The organism is Mycobacterium sp. GA-1199 (genome assembly GCF_001500045.1).
Classification (GTDB): Bacteria; Actinomycetota; Actinomycetes; order Mycobacteriales; family Mycobacteriaceae; genus Mycobacterium.
In genome coordinates this window covers 169,253-191,662 of the sequence record NZ_LQIX01000054.1, presented here as the reverse complement: position 1 = coordinate 191,662, position 22,410 = coordinate 169,253, and the positions used below count along the sequence as shown (strand labels likewise).

Below are 22,410 nucleotides of genomic sequence, written 5' to 3'. Positions count from 1 at the left end.
CGCCGCCTCCAGCGGCAAATCCGGGCGTGGCTACTTGGCGGTAGCTGTGACGTCCACTTCAGCGGCCATCGCGGCGCCCACGATGCCCGCGGTGTTCTGCAGAGCCGCGGCCACCACCGGCGTACGGTTCTTGAGCAGGGGAATCCACTTCTCGGCCTTGCGGCTGATGCCGCCGCCGGCGATGAACAGGTCCGGCCAGATCGCGTTCTCCACCGCTACCAGCACCTTCGTGACTTCGACGGTCCAGCGCTCGTAGCTCCAGCCCTTGCGTTCCTTCACCGATGACGCGGCGCGGTGCTCGGCTTCCTTGCCGCCGACCTCGAGGTGGCCGAACTCGGTGTTGGGTAGGAGCGCCCCGTTGTGGATCACCGCCGAACCGATTCCGGTGCCGAAGGTCAACAGCACGATGACCCCGGTGTTGTCCCGGCCCGCGCCGAACTTTTCCTCGGCCAATCCGGCGGCGTCGGCGTCGTTCAGGACTGTGACCGGTTGTCCGTCGAGCGCATTGCTGTAGAACTCGGCGGCATTGCTGCCGATCCAACGCTTGTCGACGTTGGCCGCGGTGCGCACGATCCCGTCGGTGACCACGCCGGGGTAGGTGACACCCACCTTCTCGGTCCAGCCGAACTCACGGACGACGGCCGCGACCGTCTTGCTGACCGCCTCGGGGGTCGCGGGCTGCGGGGTCGCCAGCTTGAACCGCTCGCCGATCAGTTGGCCGGTGTTCAGGTCGACGATGCCGCCCTTGACGCCGCTGCCACCGACGTCGATCCCGAATCCGCGCCGCTGACTGCCGTTGACACTCTGGGCGACGGCGGGCGAATTGGTCGCTGTCATGAGCGCTCCTCTACTTCGGTCAGGCGTGCCGCAGCCACCTCGTGGGCCCCCACCTTAGTGGGTCGAAAGTGGCTGCGCGGGCCTGTCGGACAGACAGTCGGCGACAACGGCGACCGAACGTGCTGCGATGAATGTATGCCCGACAACGACGCCGATCCCGTTCTGCTGCGCTCGGTCGCCGAGCAACTAGCCACCGAAGCGGCCGCGTTCGTGCGGCAACGCCGCGCCGAGGTCTTCGGCGGCCCCGGCTCGTCGACGGACGATTCGGGGCTGCGGACCAAGAGCTCGCCCACCGACCCCGTCACGGTCGTCGACACCGAGACCGAGCGGCTGATCCGCGACAGGCTGGCAGAGCTGCGGCCCGGTGAGCATGTGCTCGGTGAAGAGGAGGGCGGGACCCCCGCGCACGGGGACGACCTCACCTGGGTGCTCGATCCGATCGACGGCACGGTCAACTTCGTCTACGGGCTGGAGGCTTACGCGGTGTCGGTGGCCGTGCGGCGCGGCGGGAGATCGGTAGCGGGTGCGGTCGCGAACGTGCCTGCCGGCGCGGTGTACTCGGCTGCGCTCGGCCACGGCGCCTATCTGCGCGACGGCGAAGCCACCGCACCACTGCACACCAGCGCCGCCGACGACCTGTCAATGTCGTTGCTGGGCACGGGATTCTCCTACGACCGCGAACAGCGGGCACGGCAGGCCGCGGTGTTGACGCGGGTCCTGCCCGAGGTGCGCGACGTACGTCGCATCGGATCGTGCGCGCTGGACCTGTGCATGGTGGCCGCGGGTCAACTCGACGCCTACTACGAGGACGGCGTCCACCTGTGGGACTGGGCCGCCGGAGCGCTGATCGCCGCGGAGGCCGGTGCCACGCTGCACTTGCCGCAGGGAAGCGGGGCGACCGGCGGGCCGGGGTTCATCACGGCCGCCGCACCGGGCATCGCGGCCGCCCTGGACGACGTGCTGCGCCGCGCAGGCGCGCCGTAGACCCCGAAACCCGCTGCCGAACGAGGTGATCGAGGCTCAGCAGGTTCCCGAGTGGATCTTCGACAGCAGCGACGAGTCGGCCGCCTGGGTGGCGTCGGGCCGCAGGCTGGCCAACACCGCCTCGATGTCATCGCTGCTGCTCAACTCGGTGAAATCGGTGCCGAGAGCCAGATCAACGCTGTCGTCGCCGCGCTCGTCCTGGAAGAGTTCGGTGCACGGGGCCACCAACCACACCGCGGCGGCCGCGGCCTGTCCGGCTTCGCCGAACCGGATTTGGCCCTGGCATTCCAGCCGCGAGGTCGAGTAGATCGGATCGTTTGCCGCGGTCGGCTCGGCGAATCCGAGATCTTTCAGCGCGCTGGCGACCTCGGCGGCCTGACCACCCTGACCGCTGGCGTTGAGCACCCTGATCTTCGTGTCGGCGAGGCGGGCGGGGCTCACGTCGACCATGTCGGCACTGGATACCTGTTCACCCAGCGTCGGGGCGGGCGCGTTGGGGTCGCTGGGCGCAGGCGGCGGATTGCAGATGGCTGCTTCCGGCACGTCGGCGGGGCGGTTCAGGGCGATGACCCACACCATCAACGTCACCACCGAGAGAGCGACGAACAACAGGATGCCCGGGAGGAAGTTCCGCCGCCGGAAGGGGCGACCGTGTTCGTCGAACGCGGTTCCCTCTGTGATTTGCGCGACCACGCATGCACTCTAAAGCCCCTGTTCCCGCCATCCCCGAACGGGAGGAGGTCGCATGTGACATAAATCACAGTGCAACGGGTACCCATACGGGCACGAATCGTTTGGCGGATGCGTTCGACGCTGGTACAAAGCTCTGCTGCACAAGGTTTATTCGGAGGGGACCACGATGGCTACCGATTACGACGCCCCACGGCGCACCGAGACCGATGATGTCTCGGAAGATTCGCTCGAAGAGTTGAAGGCGCGGCGTAACGAGGCCCAGTCCGCGGTTGTCGACGTCGACGAGTCGGAGTCCGCGGAGTCCTTCGAATTGCCCGGCGCCGACCTGTCCGGTGAAGAACTGTCGGTGCGGGTGGTCCCCAAGCAGGCCGACGAATTCACCTGCTCGAGCTGCTTTCTTGTGCATCACCGCAGCCGTCTGGCCAGCGAGAAGAACGGCATGATGATCTGTTCGGACTGCGCTGCCTAGCAGTTCAACTGCTCCAGCTTGATTCGCAGTTCAACTGCTCCAGTTCGATTCGCAGTTCAACTGCTCCAGTTCGATTCGCAGTTCAACTGCGGAGCGCCGCCAGCACCCTCTCCGGCTGACGGCAACTGACCAGCCAATACGGCGTCGGATCGTCCGGATCGTCGAGCACCACGAGAACCATCGGGCCCACCCATGCCCGATGAACGACGTAGGCGGCCGGATCCAGTTGGCGCCCCAGGGCCGCGGACTTGGCGGTGCGCGGCACCTCGGCTGACCTGGTGATCACATCGGCGGGCAGGTGCGCCGGACCCGCCCACAGCTCGGTTCCGCCGGGGCCGCCGACGACCCGCACCTCCGTGCGGCCCAGCCACAGCAGGACGACGACGGCGACAGGCAGCAGCAGTGCGTACGGCAACCATCCAGGTATGCCGGGAACGCCCATATCGATCTCGAGCGCGATGAGCGCCGCGAGGCCCAGGCCCGGGGGCCACCACCACCATGGCACCCAGAGCCGCTCGCGGTAGCGAACGGTTTGCGTCGTGGCGCGCGTGTCGGACACGCGGCCAAGAGTAATCTCTGACGTCGTGCCCACTTCTCTGGCGGTCGTGCGCCTCGATCCTGATCTGCCGATGCCCAGCCGCGCCCATGACGGCGATGCGGGCGTCGACCTTTTCAGCGCGATCGACGTCGAACTGACGCCCGGTGAACGTGCGCTGGTTCCGACGGGTATCGCGGTGGCGATCCCGTACGGGATGGTCGGACTGGTGCATCCCCGCTCGGGTTTGGCTGCCCGCGTGGGGCTTTCGATCGTCAACAGCCCGGGCACCATCGACGCCGGATACCGCGGCGAGATCAAGGTTTCGCTGATCAACCTCGATCCGCAGGTGCCGATCGTCGTCAACCGCGGGGACCGCATCGCTCAGTTGCTGGTCCAGCGGGTCGAACTGCCCGAGCTGGTGGAGGTCACGTCTTTCGACGAGGCTGGGCTCGGTGAAAGTACCCGTGGCGAAGGTGGCCACGGTTCCTCCGGCGGACATGCGAGTTTGTGAGATGGCATTCGGAAAACGCAAAGACAACGAGATCGGTGACGTCGAAGATGTCGCCGGGCAAGAGACAGGCGACGCGGCCGACGACGAGCTGGAAGGCCCGTTCGACATCGACGACTTCGACGATGCCGAGACGGCTGCCGCTGGCCGGCTGGATCTGGGCTCGGTCCTGATCCCCTTGCCCGCAGGCGGCCAGGTGCAGGTCGAGCTCACCCCGCAGGGAGTGCCGAGCGCGGTATGGGTCGTGACTCCGCACGGCCGGTTCACCGTCGCCGCGTACGCCGCCCCCAAGAGCAGCGGGCTGTGGCGCGAGATCGCCGGGGAACTCGCCGACTCGCTGCGCAAGGACGGCGCCCAGGTGTCGATAAAGGACGGGCCGTGGGGGCGCGAGGTCGTCGGCGTGGCCGCCGCACAGCAGGCCCAGGCGGGGCAGCAGGGGCAACCGGGCGTGGTGCGCTTCATCGGCGTCGACGGGTACCGGTGGATGATCCGCTGCGTCGTCAACGGTCCGCAGGAACACATAGACGCACTCGCGGCTGAAGCGCGAGAAGCGTTGGCCGACACCGTGGTTCGCCGCGGCGACACCCCGCTGCCGGTGCGCACGCCGCTGGCGGTCGAGCTGCCGGAGCCGATGGCAAACCAACTGCGTGAGGCCGCCGCGGCCCAGCAGGCCGCCACCGAGCAGGCGCAACACGCTCAGCAGGCCGGCCAGCAGGAACCCGCCGCGCGCCGCAGCGCCCAGGGATCGGCGATGCAGCAGTTGCGGACGATCACCGGCGGCTGACTCTCGAGAATCCGCCTTAACCGGTGGATCCCACGCACCGGGTGCGTGCGATCCACCCGTTAAGGCCCCGGACCGGCCGGCTGACCGTCACGCCTCCAGCAGGGCGGCCACGCATGCGGCCCCCAACACCGACGGGTCGGCGCCCAGTTCGTCCAGCGTGACCGTGCGCAACGCCGCCCGCGGTGCCGCCGTCGCCCACTCGACGGCCACCTCGATCGGATGCACGGGATCGTCGCCGGCGGCGGCCACGCCCAGCGGCACAGCCAACCGCTCCAACTCGGCGCGGGTGGGAGCGACGTAGTTCGCCGCCTCCTCCATCGCCTCCGGCAGGGACGGCCACTGGCCGAGCCAAGACCGGGTCAGCTCGTCGCCCAGCCATTGCGGGCTCGTGGCCCGCATCGCCGCGCTGGTGACCGCGAGCCCGTCGCGGCGCAGCAGTTCGGCGGAGTGACGCGCCGCGGCCGCCGCGGGCGCGTGCTGCGGGGAGCCGGTCCACGCCGGAAGTGCGGCGAGCACCGCCACCGTCCGGTCCGGACGGGCCAGCGCCCACGCCGTGGCGACGGCGGCGCCGATCGACACGCCCCCCACGGCGATGCGACCGCCGCGCGCCGCGTCGTCGAGTGCGTCGTGGTAGCCGGCGACGAGCCGGTGCGGCTGGGGCGCCGGCGTGACGAGCGTCGCACCCTGGGTGTGCAGCGCCGCCGAAAACGCCCGGTAGACGAAGTCGTCGTCGGAGCCGGTGCCCGGTAGCAGGACCGTCGTGACGCCGCGGAGAGTGACCGTCATGACTTGATCGTGCCTTGGCTGAAATGGGCTCGGCGTGGCGAGGTGACCCCGCGTGGCATGTCGTAACTCACAGGGTTAACGTGGCGATTACTTGGGTAGGTCCAAGGTGCATCTGCGGATAGGTCAGGAGAGGCCATGGCAACGGCCGAAGGGTATCTGCGCCGGCTCACGCGACGGTTGACGGAGGACCCCGAGCAACTCGACGTCGAAGAGCTCAGCGACGAAGCCGCCTCGACCGGCGCCCAGAAAGCGATCGACTGCGAACGCGGCCAGGAAGTGACGATGATCGGCACCCTGCGCAGCGTCGAATGCAACGGCAAGGCATGCGCCGGCGGCGTGAAGGCCGAGCTGTTCGACGGCACCGATTCGGTGATGCTGGTCTGGCTCGGCCAACGTCGCATCCCCGGCATCGAGTCGGGCCGCACCCTCAAGGTGCACGGCCGCGTCGGCAAGCTCGACAACGGAGCCAAGGCCATTTACAACCCGCACTACGAGATTCAGAAGTGAGCGACCCCGGAACCGAACCGGGGCAGCCGAGAACCCAGCAGCCGACGAAGGCCAACGCCGTCCTCGACCAGATGGGCGGGGTCAGCGGCCTGATCTACTCGACGTTGCCGGTCGTGGCGTTCGTTCCGATCTCGCAGACGCTCGGGCTCATCCCGGCCATCGTCGCCGCCCTCGGTGTGGCCGGCATCGTCCTCGCGTGGCGGCTCGCTCGGCGGGAGTCGGCGCAGCCTGCGATCTCCGGCTTCTTCGGTGTCGGCATCTGCGCATTGATCGCTTACGTGATGGGGGAGTCGAAAGGCTACTTCCTGCTTGGCATTTGGACGTCGTTGTTCTGGGCCGCGGTGTTCACCGTTTCAGTGGTGATCCGCCGACCCGTCGTCGGTTACGTCTGGGGCTGGGTCAACGGGCACGGCCGCGACTGGCGCCGGGTACGCAGAGCGGTGACGGCTTTCGACGTGGCGACGCTGTTCTGGGTGGCGGTATTCGCCTCGCGTTTCATCGTCCAGCGCCATCTCTACGACGCCGACCAGACGGGGTGGTTGGGTGTCGCACGGATCTCCATGGGCTGGCCGTTGACCGCGATCGCCGCGGTCGTGACCTATCTGGCGATCCGGGCCGCACAGAAGGCCATCAAGGCAAGCGAGTCCTCCGACGACGTCAGCGCCCCGACAGGAGGCTGACTTCAGCGTTGTTGCGGGTGCAGCAGCAGGTCCTGCAACTGTTCTTCGGCCTCGGCGACGGCCACGAACAACAATTCGTCGCCACCCTCGAGCGGTTCATCCGACTCGGGCACGATCACGCGTGGGCCACGCAGGATCGCCACCAGCGTGCAGTCGCGGGGCAGTTCGAGGCGCTTGACCGGCTTGCCGCCCCACGGAGTGTCGTCGGGCAGCGTGATCTCCACGAGGTTGGCCTGACCCTTGCGGAACTCCATCAGCCGCACCAGGTCGCCGACCGCGACCGCCTCCTCCACGAGCGAGGCCAACATCCGCGGCGTGGACACCGCCACGTCGACGCCCCAGCTCTCGTCGAACAACCACTCGTTGCGCGGGTCGTTGACACGCGCGACCACCCGCTGCACGGCGAACTCGGTCTTGGCCAGGAGGCTGACGACGACGTTGACCTTGTCGTCGCCGGTGGCCGCGATCACCACGTCGAACTGCTCGAGCTGGACGGATTCGAGCAGGGTCAACTCGCACGCGTCGCCCAGCCGCCACTGCGCCGACGGGATCGCGTCGACGTCGATGTGGTCGGGATTGCGTTCCAGCAGCGTCACCTCGTGGGTGTCGACGAGTTCACGGGCAATGGACCGGCCGACTGCGCCGGCCCCGGCGATGGCGACTTTCATCCCTCGAGGTCCTCGCTGGGCGGCAGGGCAGCGATGGCCAGGGCCTCGGCGATGTGGCCGGCGATCGCGGCTATGAACACCTGGTCGCTGGCCTGGATGACGGTCTTCGCATCGGGTAGCAAGCCGGCCCCGAATCGAATCAGGAACGCCACCCGGCCGCCGGTCGCCGTCTCCAGGTCGGTGATGCGACGGCCCACCCACGCCTCGTGCAGTGCCAGTTCGGTGACGCCGACATTGCCTGTGGGGTCACGCCACTTGGTGGTCTCGGTCTCGCGGGTCAGGACGTTGAGCAGACGGTCGGTCGTCCACGGCACAGTGGCCACCGTCGGGATGCCCAACCGTTCGTAGACCGCGGCGCGCTTGGCGTCGTAGATCCGGGCGACGACACGCTCGACACCGAAGGTCTCGCGGGCCACCCGCGCCGAGATGATGTTCGAGTTGTCACCCGAGGACACCGCGGCGAACGCTCCGGCTTCCTCGATGCCCGCCCGCAACAGCACGTCGCGGTCGAAGCCCATGCCGAGCACCCGCTCCCCGGAGAACTCCGGTGAGAGCCGGTGAAATGCCGTGCCGTCGCGATCGATGACCGCGACGTCGTGGCCGATCCGGGACAGGCTGTCGGAGAGCGACGCGCCGACCCGGCCGCAGCCCATCACCACTACACGCACTCCGCGGTCCTTCCTGTCGAACCCGTGCAGTCGAACGCTACAGCTTTCCGACGGGCAATTGCTGCTGGGCTTACTCTTGGCACTCGTGTCCAAGCTATCCAGGTTCGCGCGGCGGGTGGTCCTCGGCAGGCCGTTTCGCAGCGACAGGATTTCGCACACTCTGCTGCCGAAGCGGATAGCCCTTCCCGTCTTCGCCTCCGACGCCCTGTCGTCGGTGGCCTACGCGCCCGAAGAGATCTTTCTGGTGCTGTCGGTCGCCGGCCTGGCCGCGTATTCGATGGCGCCGTGGATCGGCCTGGCCGTGGCCGGGGTCATGGTGATCGTCATCGCCAGCTACCGCCAGAACGTGCATGCCTACCCGTCCGGGGGCGGGGATTACGAGGTGGTCACCACCAACCTCGGGCCCACGGCCGGCCTGACCGTGGCGAGCGCGCTGCTGGTCGACTACGTGCTCACGGTCGCGGTGTCGATGTCCTCGGCGATGTCGAACATCGGTTCGGCCATACCTTTCGTCAACCATCACAAGGTGCTGTTCGCGGTGATCGCGATTCTGTTGGTGGCGGCGATCAACCTGCGCGGCATCCGGGAGTCCGGAACCGCTTTCGCAATCCCGACGTACGCGTTCATGGTCGGGATGTTCGTCATGCTCGGCTGGGGCTTCTTCCAGATCTATGCGCTGGGCGAACCGTTACAGGCCGAATCGGCGGATTTCGAAATGCATTCCGAACACGGGGAAATTCTCGGCTTCGCCCTGGTATTCCTTGTCGCGCGGGCGTTCTCGTCGGGAAGCGCGGCGCTGACCGGTGTGGAGGCGGTCAGCAACGGGGTGCCGGCGTTCCGTAAACCGAAGTCGCGCAACGCCGCAACCACCTTGGCGTTACTCGGCCTGCTCGCAGTCACCCTGTTCATGGGCATCATCATGTTGGCCAAGGAAACGGGCGTGCAGATCGCCGAGCGACCGCACGAACAACTCGTCGGCGCCCCAGCGGACTACCACCAGAAGACGCTGATCGCGCAGTTGGCCGACGCGGTGTTCCACGACTTCAGCATCGGGCTCTTTCTCATCGCCGGTGTCACGGCGCTGATCCTGCTGCTGGCCGCCAACACCGCGTTCAACGGGTTTCCCGTACTCGGGGACATCCTGGCGCAGGACCGTTACCTACCGCGCCAACTACACACTCGCGGAGACAGGCTCGCGTTCTCCAACGGCATCTTGTTCCTGGCGTTCGCCGCGATCGCGTTCGTCGTGGCTTTCAGCGCCGAGGTCACCGCGCTGATCCAGCTCTACATCGTCGGGGTCTTCGTGGCGTTCACGCTCAGCCAGATCGGCATGGTGCGGCACTGGACGCGGCTGCTACGCACGGAAACCGAGCCGATGTTCCGGCGCAAGATGATGCGTTCTCGCGTGATCAACGCGATCGGTTGCGCCTGCACCGCCACGGTGTTGGTGATCGTCGTTGTGTCGAAATTCGTTGCCGGAGCCTGGATCGCGATTCTGGCGATGGCGCTGATCTTCGGGATGATGAAGCTGATCCATCGGCACTACGACACGGTGGCGCGTGAGCTCGAGGAACAGGCCGCTGCGGCCGGCGACATGGTGCTGCCCAGCCGCAACCACGCGATCGTGTTGGTGTCCAAACTGCATCTGCCCACGATGCGCGCGCTGGCCTATGCCAGGGCCATCCGCCCGGACACGCTCGAAGCCATCACGGTCAGCGTCGACGAGGGTGAAACGCGTGCCCTGATGGACAAGTGGGAGGACAGCGACATCAGCGTTCCGCTGAAGGTCATCGCCTCGCCGTACCGCGAGGTCACCCGGCCGGTCCTCGACTACGTCAAGCGGATCAGCAGGGAATCACCGCGCACCGTCGTCACCGTGTTCATCCCCGAGTACGTCGTGGGCCACTGGTGGGAACAGTTGTTACACAACCAGAGTGCGTTGCGGCTCAAAGGTCGCCTGCTGTTCGAGCCGAATGTGATGGTGACATCGGTGCCGTGGCAACTGAGTTCCTCGGAGCGGCTCAAGACGCTTCAGCCGCAGTCGGCCCCCGGCGACGCACGCAGGGGATTCCTGGAGTGACCGGCGTCGAGGCTGTTCCGGCGGAACTGACGGTGACCGCCGGGCCGCCCGCCAACGGCGGCAGCTGTGTGGCGCGCGATGACGGCCGGGTCGTGTTCGTCCGCTATGCGCTGCCCGGTGAGCGGGTCAGGGTCCGGGTGGTGGCGGATCGCGGGAAGTATCTGCACGCCGACACCGTCGAGGTCATCGAACCGTCCGCGGACCGCGTCGAATCGATCTGCCCCATCGCGGGTGCGGATGGTGCCGGCTGTTGTGACATGGCATTCGCCGAGCCGGCGGCGGTCCGCAGGCTCAAGGGCGCCGTCGTCGCCAACCAGTTGACGCGGTTGGGCGGTTACCAGTGGCGCGACGAAGCCGATGCCGCCGCGGACCCGGTCGGTGACGGGGGTGCGACCGGGTGGCGGACGCGGGTGCGCTTGGACACCACCGCCGCAGGGGAACCCGGGTTCCACCGGTTCCACAGTGCCGAACTGATCACCGACTTGAACTGCGCGCAGCTGCCCGACGGCATGGTCGACGGGCTGGCCGATAAGACCTGGCCGCCGGGCGCGCATCTGCACGTCGCCGTCGACGACGAGGGTGCGCGTCACGTCGTGCAGTCCGGACCCAGGTCGGGCCCCAAAGGCAAGGTCGCCACGCAGGTCATCGAGGGCGATTACGAGGCCGTTCAGCGGGTCGCTGGGCGGACGTGGCGGGTGCCCGTGACCGCCTTCTGGCAGTCGCACCGGGACGCGGCGCGGCTCTACAGCCAGTTGGTGGCGGGCTGGGCGCAGCTGAGCCCCGGGATGACCGCGTGGGATCTGTACGGCGGGGCAGGGGTATTCGCGGCCGTGCTCGCCGAAGCGGTCGGGGAGACCGGGAAGGTCGTCACGGTGGACACATCGCGAGGGGCATCGCGAGCCGCGCGGGCCGCCCTGGGCGACATGAGGTGGGTGTCGGTGGTCACCGACTCGGTGCGCCGCGCGCTCGCTGCGCAGCGCAAGCGCGCCGATGTCGCGGTGCTCGATCCGCCGCGCACCGGAGCCGGTCGCGAGGTGATCGACCTTCTGGCGGCCGCCGGGGTGCCGCGGGTCATCCACATCGGTTGCGAGGCAGCGTCGTTCGCGAGGGATGTCGGTCTCTACCGCGGGCACGGATACGCGGTCGAGGAGTTACGGGTCTTCGACTCGTTCCCGCTCACGCACCACGTGGAGTGTGTCGCGGTCCTGAGTCGCTAAACGGGGTATGCCGGGGAGGTGCAGACGTTCCTGCCCTGCCCGGGTTTCGGCGACACCGCCCGCGTCCTCGACACGAAGCGGCTCGGCAAGCAGCGGGTGGAGGCCATCCAGGTGGTTCGCGCGCTGACCGTGCCGGGTTATGGCTGGCGTCATCACCCCGCAGCGGCGATGTGGGCCGGTTACGAAGAAGCCCTGGTCCGCTATGGGCTCGACGTCTGCGCCGCATGGTGCCGGTTGGGCCACGCCGACACCTGCGCGACGACCATGGTCACCGACCTGACCCGCACGACCGGCATCGGCACCCCGCGCAGCCAGGACGCGTTGGCCGCGGCGGGGGAGGTGCCGCCGTGGCTGGGCGATCCGGCGTTTCACCGCAGCCATCAGTCGGTGCTGGTGCGCAAAGACCCGCAGCACTATCGCAGATTCTTCCCCGACGTTCCCGACGACCTGGAGTACGTCTGGCCCGCCTCTGACCGTCCGCGACGGATCGCGATCTGACGTCAGCGGCTACGTCTGCCGGTGCGGTGTGTACATCGCGTTGATACGTTGAGCGACAGGGTGTGCCGGGAAGTCTGGTCGGCAATTCTCTTGTCGACCCCTAACAGATCGGGACCCACCGTGACCGCCAACCCGCTCGGCCGCTTCGCACGGCGGACGCTGTTCTCCCGCGGATCGTGGTCCGAGACGAGCCGGGTGTCCTCGATTCTGCGCAGGGAGACCGTCGGAGGTGCGATCCTGCTGGTGGCGGCTGCCGTCGCGCTCGTGTGGGCGAACTCGCCGTGGTCGGAAAGCTACTTCGCCCTGCGCGATATGAGGGTCGGCGGTGAGCCGTTCGGCCTGCACCTGGACCTCACGGTCGGCACCTGGGCGGCCGACGGGTTGTTGGCGCTGTTCTTCTTCGTGGTCGGGTTGGAGCTCAAACGCGAGTTCGTCGCCGGCGACCTGCGCGACCCCGCCCGCGCGGCGCTGCCCATCGCCGCCGCCGTCGGCGGAATGGTCGTGCCGGCCCTGATTTTCGTCGCGGTGACCGCACCCGTGGGCGACGGCGCCCTGCGCGGCTGGGCCATCCCCACTGCCACGGACATCGCGTTCGCCGTCGCGGTGCTCGCGGTCATCTCCACGCACCTGCCGTCCGCGCTGCGGATCTTTCTGCTGACTCTGGCCGTGGTCGACGATCTGCTCGCGGTGGCGGTTATCGCCGTCTTCTACACCGAGGACATCAACGTGGTCGCATTGGCGGCGACGTTGATTCCGCTGGCACTGTTCACGCTGTGCGTGCAGCGCCGGATCCGGTTTTGGTGGGTGCTGGTTCCGCTCGCGGTGGCCACCTGGGTGATGATGCACGAATCGGGCGTCCACGCGACGGTGGCGGGGGTCCTGCTCGGTTTCGCCGTGCCGGTGGTGCGTTCCCAGGCCGCAGGCGGGCCGGACGCCGGGCCCGGGCTGGCCGAGCACTTCGAACACCGCATACGCCCGCTGTCGGCGGGTGTCGCGATTCCGGTGTTCGCCTTCTTCGCCGCGGGGGTGAGCATCGGCGGCTACGCCGGGTTCGCCGAGGCGATGACCGATCCCATCACGCTCGGCATCGTCCTGGGTCTGGTGGTCGGCAAACCGGTCGGCATCTTTTTGACCACGCGGGTGCTCGCGGCGGTCACCCGAGCCGACCTCGACTCCGCGATCCGGTGGATCGACGTGCTCGGCATCGCGATGCTGGCCGGCATCGGGTTCACCGTGTCGCTGCTCATCGGCGATCTCGCCTACGGCATCGAATCCGAACGTGACGAATTCGTGAAGATCGGGGTGCTGACCGGATCGCTGACTTCGGCGGCCATGGCCGCGGTGCTGTTACGGCTGCGGAACAGGCATTATCGGGCGATTCACGAACAGGAGACCGCCGATTCCGACCACGACGGTGTGCCCGACATCTACCAAGCTCGACAGGACTGACTACGACGGCCGTGCGTAGACTGAGCGAATGCTTGAACAGATCCGCGGGCCCGCAGATCTGCAGCACCTGACGCAGTCGCAACTGGGCGATCTAGCACGTGAGATCCGCGAATTTCTGATCCACAAGGTGGCTGCCACCGGTGGGCATCTCGGCCCGAACCTCGGCGTCGTCGAGCTGACGCTCGCGCTGCATCGGGTGTTCGATTCGCCACACGATCCGATCATCTTCGACACCGGACACCAGTCCTACGTGCACAAGATGCTGACGGGCCGCTGCCACGAGTTCGACAGCCTGCGCAAGAAGGGCGGCCTGTCCGGCTATCCCTCGCGCGAGGAGAGCGAACACGACTGGGTGGAATCCAGCCACGCCAGTTCCGCGCTGTCCTACGCCGACGGGCTGGCCAAGGCGTTCGAGCTGTCCGGACACCGCAATCGCCACGTGGTGGCCGTGGTCGGCGATGGCGCGCTGACCGGCGGTATGTGCTGGGAGGCGCTCAACAACATCGCCGGGGCGCGACGGCCGGTGGTCATCGTCGTCAACGACAACGGCCGCAGCTACGCACCGACGATCGGCGGGTTCGCCGAACATCTGGCGGGCCTGCGGCTGCAGCCCGGCTACGAACGTGTCCTCGAGGAGGGCCGCAAGGCGGTGCGCGGCGTCCCGGTCATCGGTGAGGTGTGCTACCAGTGCATGCACTCCATCAAGGCCGGGATCAAGGACGCGTTGGCGCCGCAGGTGATGTTCACCGACCTGGGGCTGAAGTATGTCGGGCCCATCGACGGCCATGACGAGCACGCCGTTGAGGTCGCGCTGCGTCGGGCGCGCGGTTTCAACATGCCCGTGATCGTGCACGTCGTGACCCGCAAGGGCATGGGCTACGCGCCGGCGGAGAATGACGAGGCCGACCAGATGCATGCGTGCGGCGTCATCGACCCCGAGACCGGATTGGCGACGTCGGTTCCCGGTCCCGGGTGGACGTCGACGTTCTCCGAGGCGCTGATCGGCTATGCAGCCCGCCGACGCGACGTGGTCGCGATCACCGCGGCGATGCCCGGCCCGACGGGTTTGACCGCTTTCCGCCAGCGCTTCCCGGACCGGTTCTTCGATGTGGGCATCGCCGAACAGCATGCGATGACGTCGGCGGCCGGGCTGGCGATGGGCGGCCTGCATCCCGTCGTCGCGGTCTACTCGACCTTCCTGAACCGCGCGTTCGACCAGGTCATGATGGATGTGGCGTTGCACAAGCTGCCGGTGACGATGGTGTTGGACCGCTCGGGCATCACCGGCCCCGACGGCGCCAGCCACAACGGCATGTGGGACCTGTCGATGCTGGGCATCGTGCCCGGCATGCGGGTGGCCGCACCGCGGGACGGAGTCCGGCTACGCGAGGAACTCGGCGAAGCGCTCGACGTCAACGACGGTCCCACCGCGATCCGGTTCCCGAAAGGCGATGTCGGCGAGGACATTCCGGCTCTCGAACGGCGTGACGGCGTCGATGTGCTGGCCGTGCCGGCCGACGGGCTCACCGGCGACGTGCTGCTGGTCGCGGTCGGGCCGTTCGCGTCGATGGCGTTGGCGGTCGCCGAACTCCTGCGCAACCAGGGCATCGGTGTGACGGTCGTCGACCCGCGCTGGGTGCTGCCGGTGCCCGAGACGATCACCGCCCTGGCCCGCGAACACAAGCTCGTCGTCACGCTCGAGGACAACGGCGTCAACGGCGGCGTCGGGTCTGCGGTGTCGGCGGCGTTGCGCCGCGCCGAGATCGACGTACCGTGTCGCGATGTCGGGCTGCCGCAGGAGTTCTTCGCGCACGCCTCCCGCGGCGAGGTGTTCGCCGAGGTCGGCCTGACCGATCGCACGGTGGCCCGCCAGATCACCGGCTGGGTCGCGGCGCAGGGTGCCTCCGTCAGCGAAGCCGAGGTCAGCGAGCGACTCGACTAGCGGTCGCCCCCGCCTGCCCCGCCTCGCCGATCGTGCGGTTTCATCCGCGACGCGCCGGTCGGACGTATGAAACCGCACAGCCGCGGCGATAGCTAGTCCTTGTCGGCCAGCTCGGCGGCTTCGTCGGAGACGCCGTGGCGTTGCACCCGCAGCACGAAGATCGCCAGCGACAACACCAGCACCAAGCCGCCGAGCACGCCCACCTGGACGATCGCGCGGGCGAACTCGGGGCCGTTGGACAGCAGCTTCGCCGCCTCGACGGAGAGCACGACGATCTCCTTGATGCACGCCAGGATGCCGACGATCAGGAACGGCTCGGCGACGATCTCGTGCGAGCGCAGCGACGTCCGTACCGCATAGAGCAGTTCGACGAAGATGAAAATCAGCAACAGGCCGTCGAGCACCTCGAGCATGATCGTGCTGGCGGGTGTATTGCGCAGGCGCAGCAGCACATTGACCTGGGAGACCAACAGCGCCACCGACCCGGCGAGCAGGACGGTCGCGATGGCCCAGTAGACCGCGTCCTCGGCGAAGCTCAGCACCCGGTCGGCGAAACGCTGCCGGTCCTCTTCGTTCTCGGTCTCTTCCTGCTCCGCCATCCGCCAACGCTAAGCCGTCTCGAGCGCCACCGACGCAAAATGCTCGACACGCTTAGGCTTCGGTCATGGATGCCGAGCTGGAGCGCTGGAAGGCCGCGGGCCGCTACTTCGATTACCTGGGATTCGAGATCTTCTACCGGATCGACGGCCCGCCGCTGGGGGAGGCCCCGACGCTGCTGGCCATTCACGGCTATCCGTTCAACTCGTGGGACTGGTCGCTGATCTGGCCGACGCTGACCGATCGATTCACCGTCATAGCCCCGGACATGATCGGAATGGGCTTCTCGGCGAAACCGGTGGCTTACGAATACTCGGTGGGCGACCACGCTGACGTCCACGAGGCGCTACTGGAACACCTGAACGTCAAGCGGTGCCACGTGCTGGCGCACGACCTCGGTGACTCGGTCGGCCAGGAACTGTTGGCCCGCAGCGAATTCGGTCAGCAGTCGTACGGGTCGGTGCGCTATCAGTCGATCACCTGGCTGAACGGCGGGCTGTTCAACGAGGCCTACACGCCGCGCACCATGCAGAAGCTCATGTCGGGAACGCCGTTGGGCGACTTGATGAGTCCTCTGCAGGGGCGCAGTTCGCTGTCACGCAAGATGCTCGAGCGCACGCTCGACGAAATGTTCGGGCCGAACACGAAGCCCTCACGCGAGCTGATGGAACGCTTCCACGAGATTCTGGAATACAACGACGGTAAACGCGTGCTGCACAAGGTCGGTCGATTCCTGGGCGACCGGTACACGCACCGCAACCGATGGGTGCGCGCCATGCGCCGAACCGCGGTGCCCATGCGGCTGATCGACGGACCCGTCGATCCGAACTCCGGCGCACACATGGCGCGCCGCTACGCCGAAGTGATCCCCGATGCCGACGTGGTGATGCTCGCCGCCGACATCGGACACTGGCCGCAACTCGAGGCGCCCGAGGAAGTGCTGCGGCACTTCCTGGTTCACGTCGAGAAGGTGACCACCTAGCTCTCGGCGGACTGCCGCTCGGCAAGCTGAGCGTCGGCCTTGGTCAGCGCCTCGGCCAGCGCAGGCACCGTCAGCTCACGTTGCCATGGCCGCGCGCCCGCGTCGCGCAGAAACGCCTCGATCATGCCCGCCCTGTCGTCGACGGGCTCCCAATCCCAACACAACCGGCGCACGGTATCGGGGGAGAGCAGATTCTCGGTCGGCACGGAAATCCGTTGTGACACTTCGGTGAGCGCGGCGCGCACCGCATCGAGTCGGGCGGCGGCTTCGGGTTTGCGCCTGGCCCACCGGGACGCGGGCGGAGGGCCGTTCGCCGGCTCCTGCGAGGACGGCAGGTCCCGCGTGGTGCGGGCGCGGGCGAGCGCGTCGAGCCACACCTTGGCGCTGCGGCGCTGCCGGTTACCGCCGAAGATCGGCAGCGCCGTTAACTTCTCGACGGTGTCGGGATCGGCGGTGGCGGCGTTGATGATGGCCGAGTCCGGCAGGATCCGGCCGGGCGCGATGTCGCGGCGCTGGGCGATGTGGTCGCGGGTGGTCCACAGTTCGCGCACGGCGGCGAGGGTGCGGGCGTCGCGAATCTTGTGGATTCCCGATGTGCGTCGCCAGCGGTCCCGACGGGTCGGTGTCGCCTCGTACTTCCTGAGGTGCTCGAATTCCTGTGCCGCCCACTCGGTTTTACCTTGGTCCTCAAGGACCGCAGCGATGGCATCGCGGAGGTCGACGAGCACCTCGACATCGAGTGCGGCGTAGTTGAGCCACTCGTCGGGCAGCGGCCGCTTGGACCAGTCGGCTGCGCCGTGCCCCTTCATCAGCTGCAGACCGAGCAGCCGCTGCACCATCGCGGCGAGGTTGACCTTGTCGTAGCCGGCGAGTCGGCCCGCCAACTCGGTGTCGTACACGCTGACCGGCCGGATGCCTAGTTCGGCCAGACACGGCAGATCCTGGTCGGCGGCGTGCAGCACCCACTCGTCGGTGGCCAGCACCTCGGCCACTGGTGCCAGCGCCTCGACGGGGTCGGCGCCGTGACTTACCGGATCGATCAACACGGTGCCGGCGCCTTCGCGTCGAATCTGCACGAGGTAAGCACGGTTGGAGTAGCGAAACCCGGAGGCCCGTTCGGCGTCGACGGCGAAGGGGCCGTGGCCGGAGGCCAATAGCACGGCGGCCCTGCGAATTTCACTGACACTGGTCGACAGCGCGGGCACGCCGTCGCGGGGGGCCAGCAACGGCGTCGCCTCCGGCTCGGCCTGCTCGGGCGCGGCCGCCTCGGGGACGGCCTCGTCGGGGTCGGGCATCGTCAAGCGCGGGTACGGGAGCCGAGGTCGGTGACGCCCTGCGGCGGCAGCCCGGCGGCGTGCTCGAGCACCTCACAGAACGCCTCGACGTGGGGACCCAACTCGAGCGTCGTCGCCGTCCATGAGGCACGCAGCTCCAACTGGTGGGCCCGGGGCGGGCCGGAGATGTCGCCGTAGCGCACCGAGGTGGTGGCGGTGACGGTGCCGCCCAGGGCGGTGACGTGCTCGTCGCGTTCCCCAAGGGCGTCGACGAGCCAACTCCACGCGACCTCGGGCAGTAGCGGGTCGACGGCTTCGCTGGAGTCCAGATCGGCCTGAATGTAGGCGACCAGCCGCATGGTGCCGTCCCAGGCGTCGGCGCCCTCGGGGTCGTGCAGCAGGATCAGGCGGCCGAATGCGTCACCGTCGGAGCGTTCCGGCACGATCGCCGTCTCGGGATGGCGGACCTCGGCGCCCAGCGCATAGCTGAACGGCGCCAGCCGCTGCGGCGGGCGGATCGGGCCGAGCTCGATCTCCGGTCGGACGGTGGTGGCATTCATCGCCGCCACCGCTTCGCGGAACTGAGCCGGTTCGGCGGTGGTCACGACGTGACGCTAGCCCATTCGGGCAGGTCTGTGCGCGTGGCGCGCCGATCTTGGCGGGCGCCGGTCCGGTCGAGGCCAGGCGGGGGTCGCGCGGTCGCATGGCAGCATTGAGAGCGATGAACACGCGCCGTGAGCTGCCCGACTCGCCCTATTTGGCCGCCGCCAGCGGCCGCAAACCCGGCCGCGCGCCGGTGTGGTTCATGCGGCAGGCGGGCCGTTCGCTGCCCGAGTACCGCGCGTTGCGGGCGAAGAACACGATGATGCAGGCCTGCTTCGACGCCGAGCTGATCACCGAGATCACCCTGCAGCCGATCCGCAGGCACGGCGTCGACGCCGCGATCCTGTTCTCCGACATCGTGGTGCCGTTGCGGGCCTCGGGCATCGCCCTTGACATCGTTCCCGACGTCGGCCCGGTGATCGAACACCCGATTCGCACCGTCGCCGACGTCGCCGCCATGAGACCGCTCGAGCGTGGCCAGGTGGCGCCGGTCGCCGAGGCCGTCGGGTCGTTGGTGTCCGAGCTCGGCGACGTGCCGCTGATCGGCTTCGCGGGCGCGCCGTTCACGCTGGCGTCCTACTTGGTCGAGGGCGGGCCGAGCCGTAACCACGAGCGGACCAAGGCGATGATGCTCGGCGAGCCCAACACCTGGCACGCGTTGATGACCGCGCTGACCGACGTGACGATCGCGTTCCTGCAGGTTCAGGTGGACGCCGGTGTTGATGCGATTCAGGTGTTCGACTCGTGGGCCGGGACGCTGTCGCTGGCCGATTACCGCAGCTACGTACTGCCGCACAGCACCCGGGTGTTCGCGACGCTGGCCGCCGCCGGAGTGCCGATGACCCACTTCGGCGTCGGGACCGCCGAGTTGCTGGGCGCGATGTCACAGGCGGCGTCCGGGCATGGCGCCCCGGCCGTGGTCGGGGTCGACTGGCGCACGTCGCTGTCCGACGCCGCCGCCCGGGTGGTCCCGGGGACGGCGTTGCAGGGCAACCTGGACCCGGTGGTGTTGCTGGCCGGCCTGCCGGTGGCCGAACGCGCGGCGCGGGCGGTCGTCGACGACGGCAGGCGGGCTATAGACGCGGGTGCCGCCGGGCATGTGTTCAACCTCGGGCACGGCGTGCTCCCGGCCACCGATCCCGAGGTCATCACCGAAGTGGTGGCATTGGTGCATTCGCTGTGAGCGCATCGTATTGCGTTGTCGGCGGAGGGATTTCGGGTCTCGTCGCCGCGTATCGGCTGCGTGTCGCGGCGGGTCCCGACGCGACGATCACGCTGTTCGACCCCGCCGACCGGCTCGGTGGCGTGCTGCGCACCGAGCGGATCGGTGGCCAACCGATGGACGTCGGCGCCGAGGCGTTCGTCGCGCGACGACCCGAAGTCCCCGCGTTGCTGGCAGAGGTGGGCCTGGCGAACCGACAGATCGGCACGACCGGCGCGCGCCCGCTGATCTACAGCCAGGCCAGGCTGCATCCGCTTCCCGCGGGCACGCTGCAGGGGATACCGGCGCAGCCGTCGGCGCTGGCCGGGCTGGTGGACGACGCGACGATCGCCTGGATGCACGGCGAACCCAACCGCCCGTTCGCGTGGCGCCCGGGTGCTGACCCGTCCGTTGCCGAGCTGGTCGGCGACCGGTTCGGTGAGCAGGTGGTCACCCGCTCGGTCGAACCACTACTGGCCGGCGTCTACGCGGGCAACGCGGCGACGATCGGGGTCCGTTCGGCGGTGCCGACGCTGGCTGTCGCCCTCGACCGCGGCGCGAGAAACCTCACCGAGGCCGTCCGCGACGCCGCGCCGCCGCCGGTCACCGGGTCGGTGTTCGGCGCCGTAGACGGCGGCTACCGGGTGCTGGTCGACGAGGTCGTTCGGCGCGCCGGCGCGCAGTGGAGGCAGGTCACGATCGAAGGGCTGCACCGCGGCGCGCGAGGCTGGGAACTCGTCGACGACGAAGGTGTCCGCCACCACGCCGACGCGGCGGTGCTCGCGGTGCCGGCACCTCGGTTGGCGCGGCTGGTCGCGGAAGTGGCTCCCCGGAGCGCCGCCGCGGCCCGGCGGATCCCGGTGGCGTCGACGGCGTTGGTCGCGTTGGCGCTGCCGGGCGGTACGCCGCTGCCGCAGCAGTCCGGGGTGTTGGTGGCCGGCGGCGAACGCCTGTGGTCGAAAGCGGTCACGCTGACGTCGCGCAAGTGGGGTCAGCGCGGCAGCGTCGAGTTGGTCCGGCTCTCGTTCGGGAGGTTCGGCGACAACCTGGCCCGCAGCGTAGGCGACGATCAGCTGCTCGACTGGGCGGCCGAGGATCTCGCCACCCTCTTCGGGGTCAGGACGGAGCCGGTCGACTACCACGTGCAGCGGTGGATCGACGCGATGCCGCAATACGGACCCGGTCACGGCGCGCTAGTGGCCGAACTGCGCTCGGGGCTGCCGCCGACGATAGCGGTGGCGGGTGGGTTCCTCGACGGCATCGGTGTTCCGGCGTGTGTGTCGGCTGCCACCAGGGCGGTCGCGTCGCTGGTCACCACGCGCGTGGCACGATAGAGCCATGGCCAAGCTCGACTACGACGCGCTCAACTCCACCCTCCGCTACCTGATGTTCTCGGTGTTCGCCGTGCGGCCCGGGGAACTGGGAGAGGAGCGCGGCGCGGTCGTCGACGAGACCGCGACGTTCCTCAAGCAGCAGGAGGAGCGCGGCGTCGTGGTGCGCGGTCTGTACGACATCGCCGGGATGCGCGCCGATGCCGACTTCATGATCTGGACCCACGCCGACAACGTCGAGGCGCTGCAGGCCACCTACGCCGACTTCCGTCGCACCACCGCGCTGGGTCGCGCCAGCAATCCGGTGTGGAGCAACGTCGCGTTGCACCGCCCCGCGGAGTTCAACAAGAGCCACATCCCGGCGTTCCTGGCGGGCGAGGAGCCGGGGAACTACATCTGCGTGTATCCGTTCGTGCGGTCGCTGGACTGGTATCTGCTGCCCGACGAGGAGCGCCGTCGCATGCTCTCCGAACACGGCATGGCGGCGCGCGGCTACAAGGACGTGCGGGCCAACACCGTTCCGGCGTTCGCGCTGGGCGACTACGAGTGGATCCTGGCGTTCGAGGCGCCGGAACTGCACCGCATCGTCGACCTGATGCGGGACCTGCGCGCCACGGATGCGCGGCGGCATGTGCGCGAGGAGACGCCGTTCTTCACCGGCCCGCGTATCAGCGCGGAGCAGTTGATCGATCGCCTGCCGTAACCGGCGTCGCTCGGTCATCATTGACCGATGAGGACTGTACTGCTCGCTGCTGCTCTGTGGATCGGTGCTCTCGTCGCGGCTCCCCCCGGCTTCGCGCAGGCCCCGGACAGCGAGCGGTGCGCACCGCGCTTCGGTCAGGTCATCGAAATCACGGCCGGTGACATCGACTGCATCACGGCGTCTGACTACGCCGTCCAGTACAACCTGAACGGCGACAAGTACCAGGTCATCGGCCCGTTCACGTGTTACTCGGGTAACGCGATGACGGCGCCGCTGCTGTTCCAATGCGTCGCCGACACCGAAGACCGCGCCGAGTTCGCCGTCTACCCGGCATAGCTTCTCTGCGCCTGCGCGCCGAAATGGCATTCCAGCAGAACTTTTTCGAGTGAAGCCCTGCTGGAATGCAATTTC

25 protein-coding genes are annotated in these 22,410 nt (G+C 68.4%); 16 read left to right on the top strand and 9 right to left on the bottom strand.

Going from position 1 to position 22,410, the window contains the following annotated elements; genetic code table 11:
- Positions 1-30: 30 nt before the first annotated feature.
- Positions 31-837 (bottom strand): polyphosphate--glucose phosphotransferase, encoded by an 807-nt coding sequence (gene ppgK, locus AU198_RS23150; protein ID WP_064350910.1) that lies wholly within the window; start codon positions 835-837, stop codon positions 31-33.
- Between the two features lie 135 nt (positions 838-972).
- Here ppgK and AU198_RS23145 point away from each other — a divergent pair, with 135 nt between their 5' ends.
- Entirely contained in the window at positions 973-1,821 is an 849-nt protein-coding gene (locus tag AU198_RS23145) for an inositol monophosphatase family protein (protein ID WP_064350909.1), read from the top strand.
- Positions 1,822-1,857: 36 nt separating this feature from the next.
- Here the strand turns inward: AU198_RS23145 and cei are convergent, their stop codons facing one another.
- Positions 1,858-2,514, bottom strand: a complete 657-nt coding sequence (gene cei, locus AU198_RS23140; RefSeq protein WP_064350908.1) for an envelope integrity protein Cei — start codon at positions 2,512-2,514, stop codon at positions 1,858-1,860.
- Between the two features lie 166 nt (positions 2,515-2,680).
- Here cei and AU198_RS23135 point away from each other — a divergent pair, with 166 nt between their 5' ends.
- Positions 2,681-2,983: a DUF4193 domain-containing protein gene (locus AU198_RS23135; RefSeq protein ID WP_064350907.1), complete on the top strand. Its 303-nt coding sequence runs from the start codon at positions 2,681-2,683 to the stop codon at positions 2,981-2,983.
- Between the two features lie 82 nt (positions 2,984-3,065).
- Here the strand turns inward: AU198_RS23135 and AU198_RS23130 are convergent, their stop codons facing one another.
- The gene (locus tag AU198_RS23130; protein ID WP_064350906.1) at positions 3,066-3,542 is read right to left on the bottom strand and encodes a DUF3093 domain-containing protein; all 477 of its coding nucleotides are present in this window, start codon (positions 3,540-3,542) and stop codon (positions 3,066-3,068) included.
- A 25-nt stretch (positions 3,543-3,567) separates the two neighbouring features.
- On the opposite strand from AU198_RS23130, the gene dut reads away from it, so the two are divergent.
- Positions 3,568-4,032, top strand: coding sequence for a dUTP diphosphatase (gene dut, locus AU198_RS23125; protein WP_064350905.1), 465 nt, complete (start codon positions 3,568-3,570; stop codon positions 4,030-4,032).
- Between the two features lies 1 nt (position 4,033).
- On the top strand, positions 4,034-4,813 hold the full coding sequence (locus tag AU198_RS23120; RefSeq protein ID WP_064350904.1) for a DUF3710 domain-containing protein: 780 nt from the start codon (positions 4,034-4,036) through the stop codon (positions 4,811-4,813).
- An 87-nt stretch (positions 4,814-4,900) separates the two neighbouring features.
- On the opposite strand, the gene AU198_RS23115 is transcribed toward AU198_RS23120, so the two are convergent.
- Positions 4,901-5,599: a hypothetical protein gene (locus AU198_RS23115; protein ID WP_064350903.1), complete on the bottom strand. Its 699-nt coding sequence runs from the start codon at positions 5,597-5,599 to the stop codon at positions 4,901-4,903.
- Between the two features lie 135 nt (positions 5,600-5,734).
- Here AU198_RS23115 and AU198_RS23110 point away from each other — a divergent pair, with 135 nt between their 5' ends.
- Positions 5,735-6,106, top strand: coding sequence for an OB-fold nucleic acid binding domain-containing protein (locus AU198_RS23110; RefSeq protein WP_064350902.1), 372 nt, complete (start codon positions 5,735-5,737; stop codon positions 6,104-6,106).
- Complete coding sequence (locus AU198_RS23105; RefSeq protein ID WP_064350901.1) at positions 6,103-6,786, top strand: DUF3159 domain-containing protein; 684 nt, start codon at positions 6,103-6,105, stop codon at positions 6,784-6,786. The genes AU198_RS23110 and AU198_RS23105 overlap by 4 nt, the downstream gene beginning before the upstream one ends.
- A gap of 2 nt (positions 6,787-6,788) precedes the next feature.
- Here AU198_RS23105 and AU198_RS23100 read toward each other — a convergent pair whose 3' ends face one another.
- A complete protein-coding gene (locus tag AU198_RS23100) occupies positions 6,789-7,454 on the bottom strand; it encodes a potassium channel family protein (RefSeq protein WP_064350900.1) in 666 nt (221 codons plus the stop codon).
- Complete coding sequence (locus AU198_RS23095) at positions 7,451-8,122, bottom strand: potassium channel family protein (RefSeq protein WP_082691170.1); 672 nt, start codon at positions 8,120-8,122, stop codon at positions 7,451-7,453. The genes AU198_RS23100 and AU198_RS23095 overlap by 4 nt, the downstream gene beginning before the upstream one ends.
- 85 nt (positions 8,123-8,207) lie before the next feature.
- Between AU198_RS23095 and AU198_RS23090 the strand changes: the two genes are divergently transcribed.
- From AU198_RS23090 to dxs, 5 genes are all read left to right on the top strand, one after another.
- The gene (locus AU198_RS23090) at positions 8,208-10,202 is read left to right on the top strand and encodes an APC family permease (RefSeq protein WP_064350985.1); all 1,995 of its coding nucleotides are present in this window, start codon (positions 8,208-8,210) and stop codon (positions 10,200-10,202) included.
- Complete coding sequence (locus AU198_RS23085; protein WP_064350899.1) at positions 10,199-11,419, top strand: class I SAM-dependent RNA methyltransferase; 1,221 nt, start codon at positions 10,199-10,201, stop codon at positions 11,417-11,419. Before AU198_RS23090 ends, AU198_RS23085 begins: the two co-directional genes overlap by 4 nt.
- 18 nt (positions 11,420-11,437) lie before the next feature.
- Positions 11,438-11,917 (top strand): MSMEG_6728 family protein, encoded by a 480-nt coding sequence (locus AU198_RS23080; RefSeq protein ID WP_064350898.1) that lies wholly within the window; start codon positions 11,438-11,440, stop codon positions 11,915-11,917.
- Positions 11,918-12,037: 120 nt separating this feature from the next.
- Positions 12,038-13,366: a Na+/H+ antiporter NhaA gene (gene nhaA, locus AU198_RS23075; RefSeq protein ID WP_064350897.1), complete on the top strand. Its 1,329-nt coding sequence runs from the start codon at positions 12,038-12,040 to the stop codon at positions 13,364-13,366.
- 28 nt (positions 13,367-13,394) lie between these two features.
- Positions 13,395-15,308 (top strand): 1-deoxy-D-xylulose-5-phosphate synthase, encoded by a 1,914-nt coding sequence (gene dxs / locus AU198_RS23070; RefSeq protein ID WP_064350896.1) that lies wholly within the window; start codon positions 13,395-13,397, stop codon positions 15,306-15,308.
- Between the two features lie 92 nt (positions 15,309-15,400).
- On the opposite strand, the gene AU198_RS23065 is transcribed toward dxs, so the two are convergent.
- Entirely contained in the window at positions 15,401-15,907 is a 507-nt protein-coding gene (locus tag AU198_RS23065; protein WP_064350895.1) for a phosphate-starvation-inducible PsiE family protein, read from the bottom strand.
- Between the two features lie 65 nt (positions 15,908-15,972).
- Between AU198_RS23065 and AU198_RS23060 the strand changes: the two genes are divergently transcribed.
- Positions 15,973-16,887, top strand: a complete 915-nt coding sequence (locus AU198_RS23060) for an alpha/beta fold hydrolase (RefSeq protein ID WP_064350894.1) — start codon at positions 15,973-15,975, stop codon at positions 16,885-16,887.
- On the opposite strand, the gene AU198_RS23055 is transcribed toward AU198_RS23060, so the two are convergent.
- Complete coding sequence (locus tag AU198_RS23055; RefSeq protein ID WP_064350893.1) at positions 16,884-18,182, bottom strand: HRDC domain-containing protein; 1,299 nt, start codon at positions 18,180-18,182, stop codon at positions 16,884-16,886. The two genes, AU198_RS23060 and AU198_RS23055, sit on opposite strands and share 4 nt — an antisense overlap.
- Before the next feature lie 2 nt (positions 18,183-18,184).
- Positions 18,185-18,721, bottom strand: coding sequence for a DUF3000 domain-containing protein (locus AU198_RS23050; RefSeq protein WP_231744765.1), 537 nt, complete (start codon positions 18,719-18,721; stop codon positions 18,185-18,187).
- A 161-nt stretch (positions 18,722-18,882) separates the two neighbouring features.
- Here AU198_RS23050 and hemE point away from each other — a divergent pair, with 161 nt between their 5' ends.
- The 4 genes from hemE to AU198_RS23030 are packed head-to-tail and all read left to right on the top strand — an operon-like array spanning position 18,883 to position 22,335.
- Positions 18,883-19,947 (top strand): uroporphyrinogen decarboxylase, encoded by a 1,065-nt coding sequence (hemE, locus tag AU198_RS23045; protein ID WP_064350891.1) that lies wholly within the window; start codon positions 18,883-18,885, stop codon positions 19,945-19,947.
- Positions 19,944-21,299: a protoporphyrinogen oxidase gene (locus AU198_RS23040; RefSeq protein ID WP_064350890.1), complete on the top strand. Its 1,356-nt coding sequence runs from the start codon at positions 19,944-19,946 to the stop codon at positions 21,297-21,299. The genes hemE and AU198_RS23040 overlap by 4 nt, the downstream gene beginning before the upstream one ends.
- 4 nt (positions 21,300-21,303) lie before the next feature.
- Positions 21,304-21,999, top strand: coding sequence for a hydrogen peroxide-dependent heme synthase (hemQ, locus tag AU198_RS23035; RefSeq protein ID WP_064350889.1), 696 nt, complete (start codon positions 21,304-21,306; stop codon positions 21,997-21,999).
- Between the two features lie 27 nt (positions 22,000-22,026).
- The gene (locus tag AU198_RS23030; protein WP_231744760.1) at positions 22,027-22,335 is read left to right on the top strand and encodes a hypothetical protein; all 309 of its coding nucleotides are present in this window, start codon (positions 22,027-22,029) and stop codon (positions 22,333-22,335) included.
- Positions 22,336-22,410 lie beyond the last annotated feature (75 nt).

Coding starts and splice junctions, on each gene's coding strand:
- AU198_RS23145 (WP_064350909.1), top strand. CDS start 973: ATGCCCGACAACGACGCCGATCCCGTTCTGCTGCGCTCGGTCGCCGAG.
- AU198_RS23055 (WP_064350893.1), bottom strand. CDS start 18,182: ATGCCCGACCCCGACGAGGCCGTCCCCGAGGCGGCCGCGCCCGAGCAG.
- AU198_RS23115 (WP_064350903.1), bottom strand. CDS start 5,599: ATGACGGTCACTCTCCGCGGCGTCACGACGGTCCTGCTACCGGGCACC.
- ppgK (WP_064350910.1), bottom strand. CDS start 837: ATGACAGCGACCAATTCGCCCGCCGTCGCCCAGAGTGTCAACGGCAGT.
- hemQ (WP_064350889.1), top strand. CDS start 21,304: ATGGCCAAGCTCGACTACGACGCGCTCAACTCCACCCTCCGCTACCTG.
- AU198_RS23050 (WP_231744765.1), bottom strand. CDS start 18,721: ATGAATGCCACCACCGTCCGACCGGAGATCGAGCTCGGCCCGATCCGC.
- AU198_RS23110 (WP_064350902.1), top strand. CDS start 5,735: ATGGCAACGGCCGAAGGGTATCTGCGCCGGCTCACGCGACGGTTGACG.
- AU198_RS23030 (WP_231744760.1), top strand. CDS start 22,027: ATGAGGACTGTACTGCTCGCTGCTGCTCTGTGGATCGGTGCTCTCGTC.
- dxs (WP_064350896.1), top strand. CDS start 13,395: ATGCTTGAACAGATCCGCGGGCCCGCAGATCTGCAGCACCTGACGCAG.
- AU198_RS23135 (WP_064350907.1), top strand. CDS start 2,681: ATGGCTACCGATTACGACGCCCCACGGCGCACCGAGACCGATGATGTC.
- AU198_RS23065 (WP_064350895.1), bottom strand. CDS start 15,907: ATGGCGGAGCAGGAAGAGACCGAGAACGAAGAGGACCGGCAGCGTTTC.
- AU198_RS23100 (WP_064350900.1), bottom strand. CDS start 7,454: ATGAAAGTCGCCATCGCCGGGGCCGGCGCAGTCGGCCGGTCCATTGCC.
- AU198_RS23060 (WP_064350894.1), top strand. CDS start 15,973: ATGGATGCCGAGCTGGAGCGCTGGAAGGCCGCGGGCCGCTACTTCGAT.
- hemE (WP_064350891.1), top strand. CDS start 18,883: ATGAACACGCGCCGTGAGCTGCCCGACTCGCCCTATTTGGCCGCCGCC.
- AU198_RS23120 (WP_064350904.1), top strand. CDS start 4,034: ATGGCATTCGGAAAACGCAAAGACAACGAGATCGGTGACGTCGAAGAT.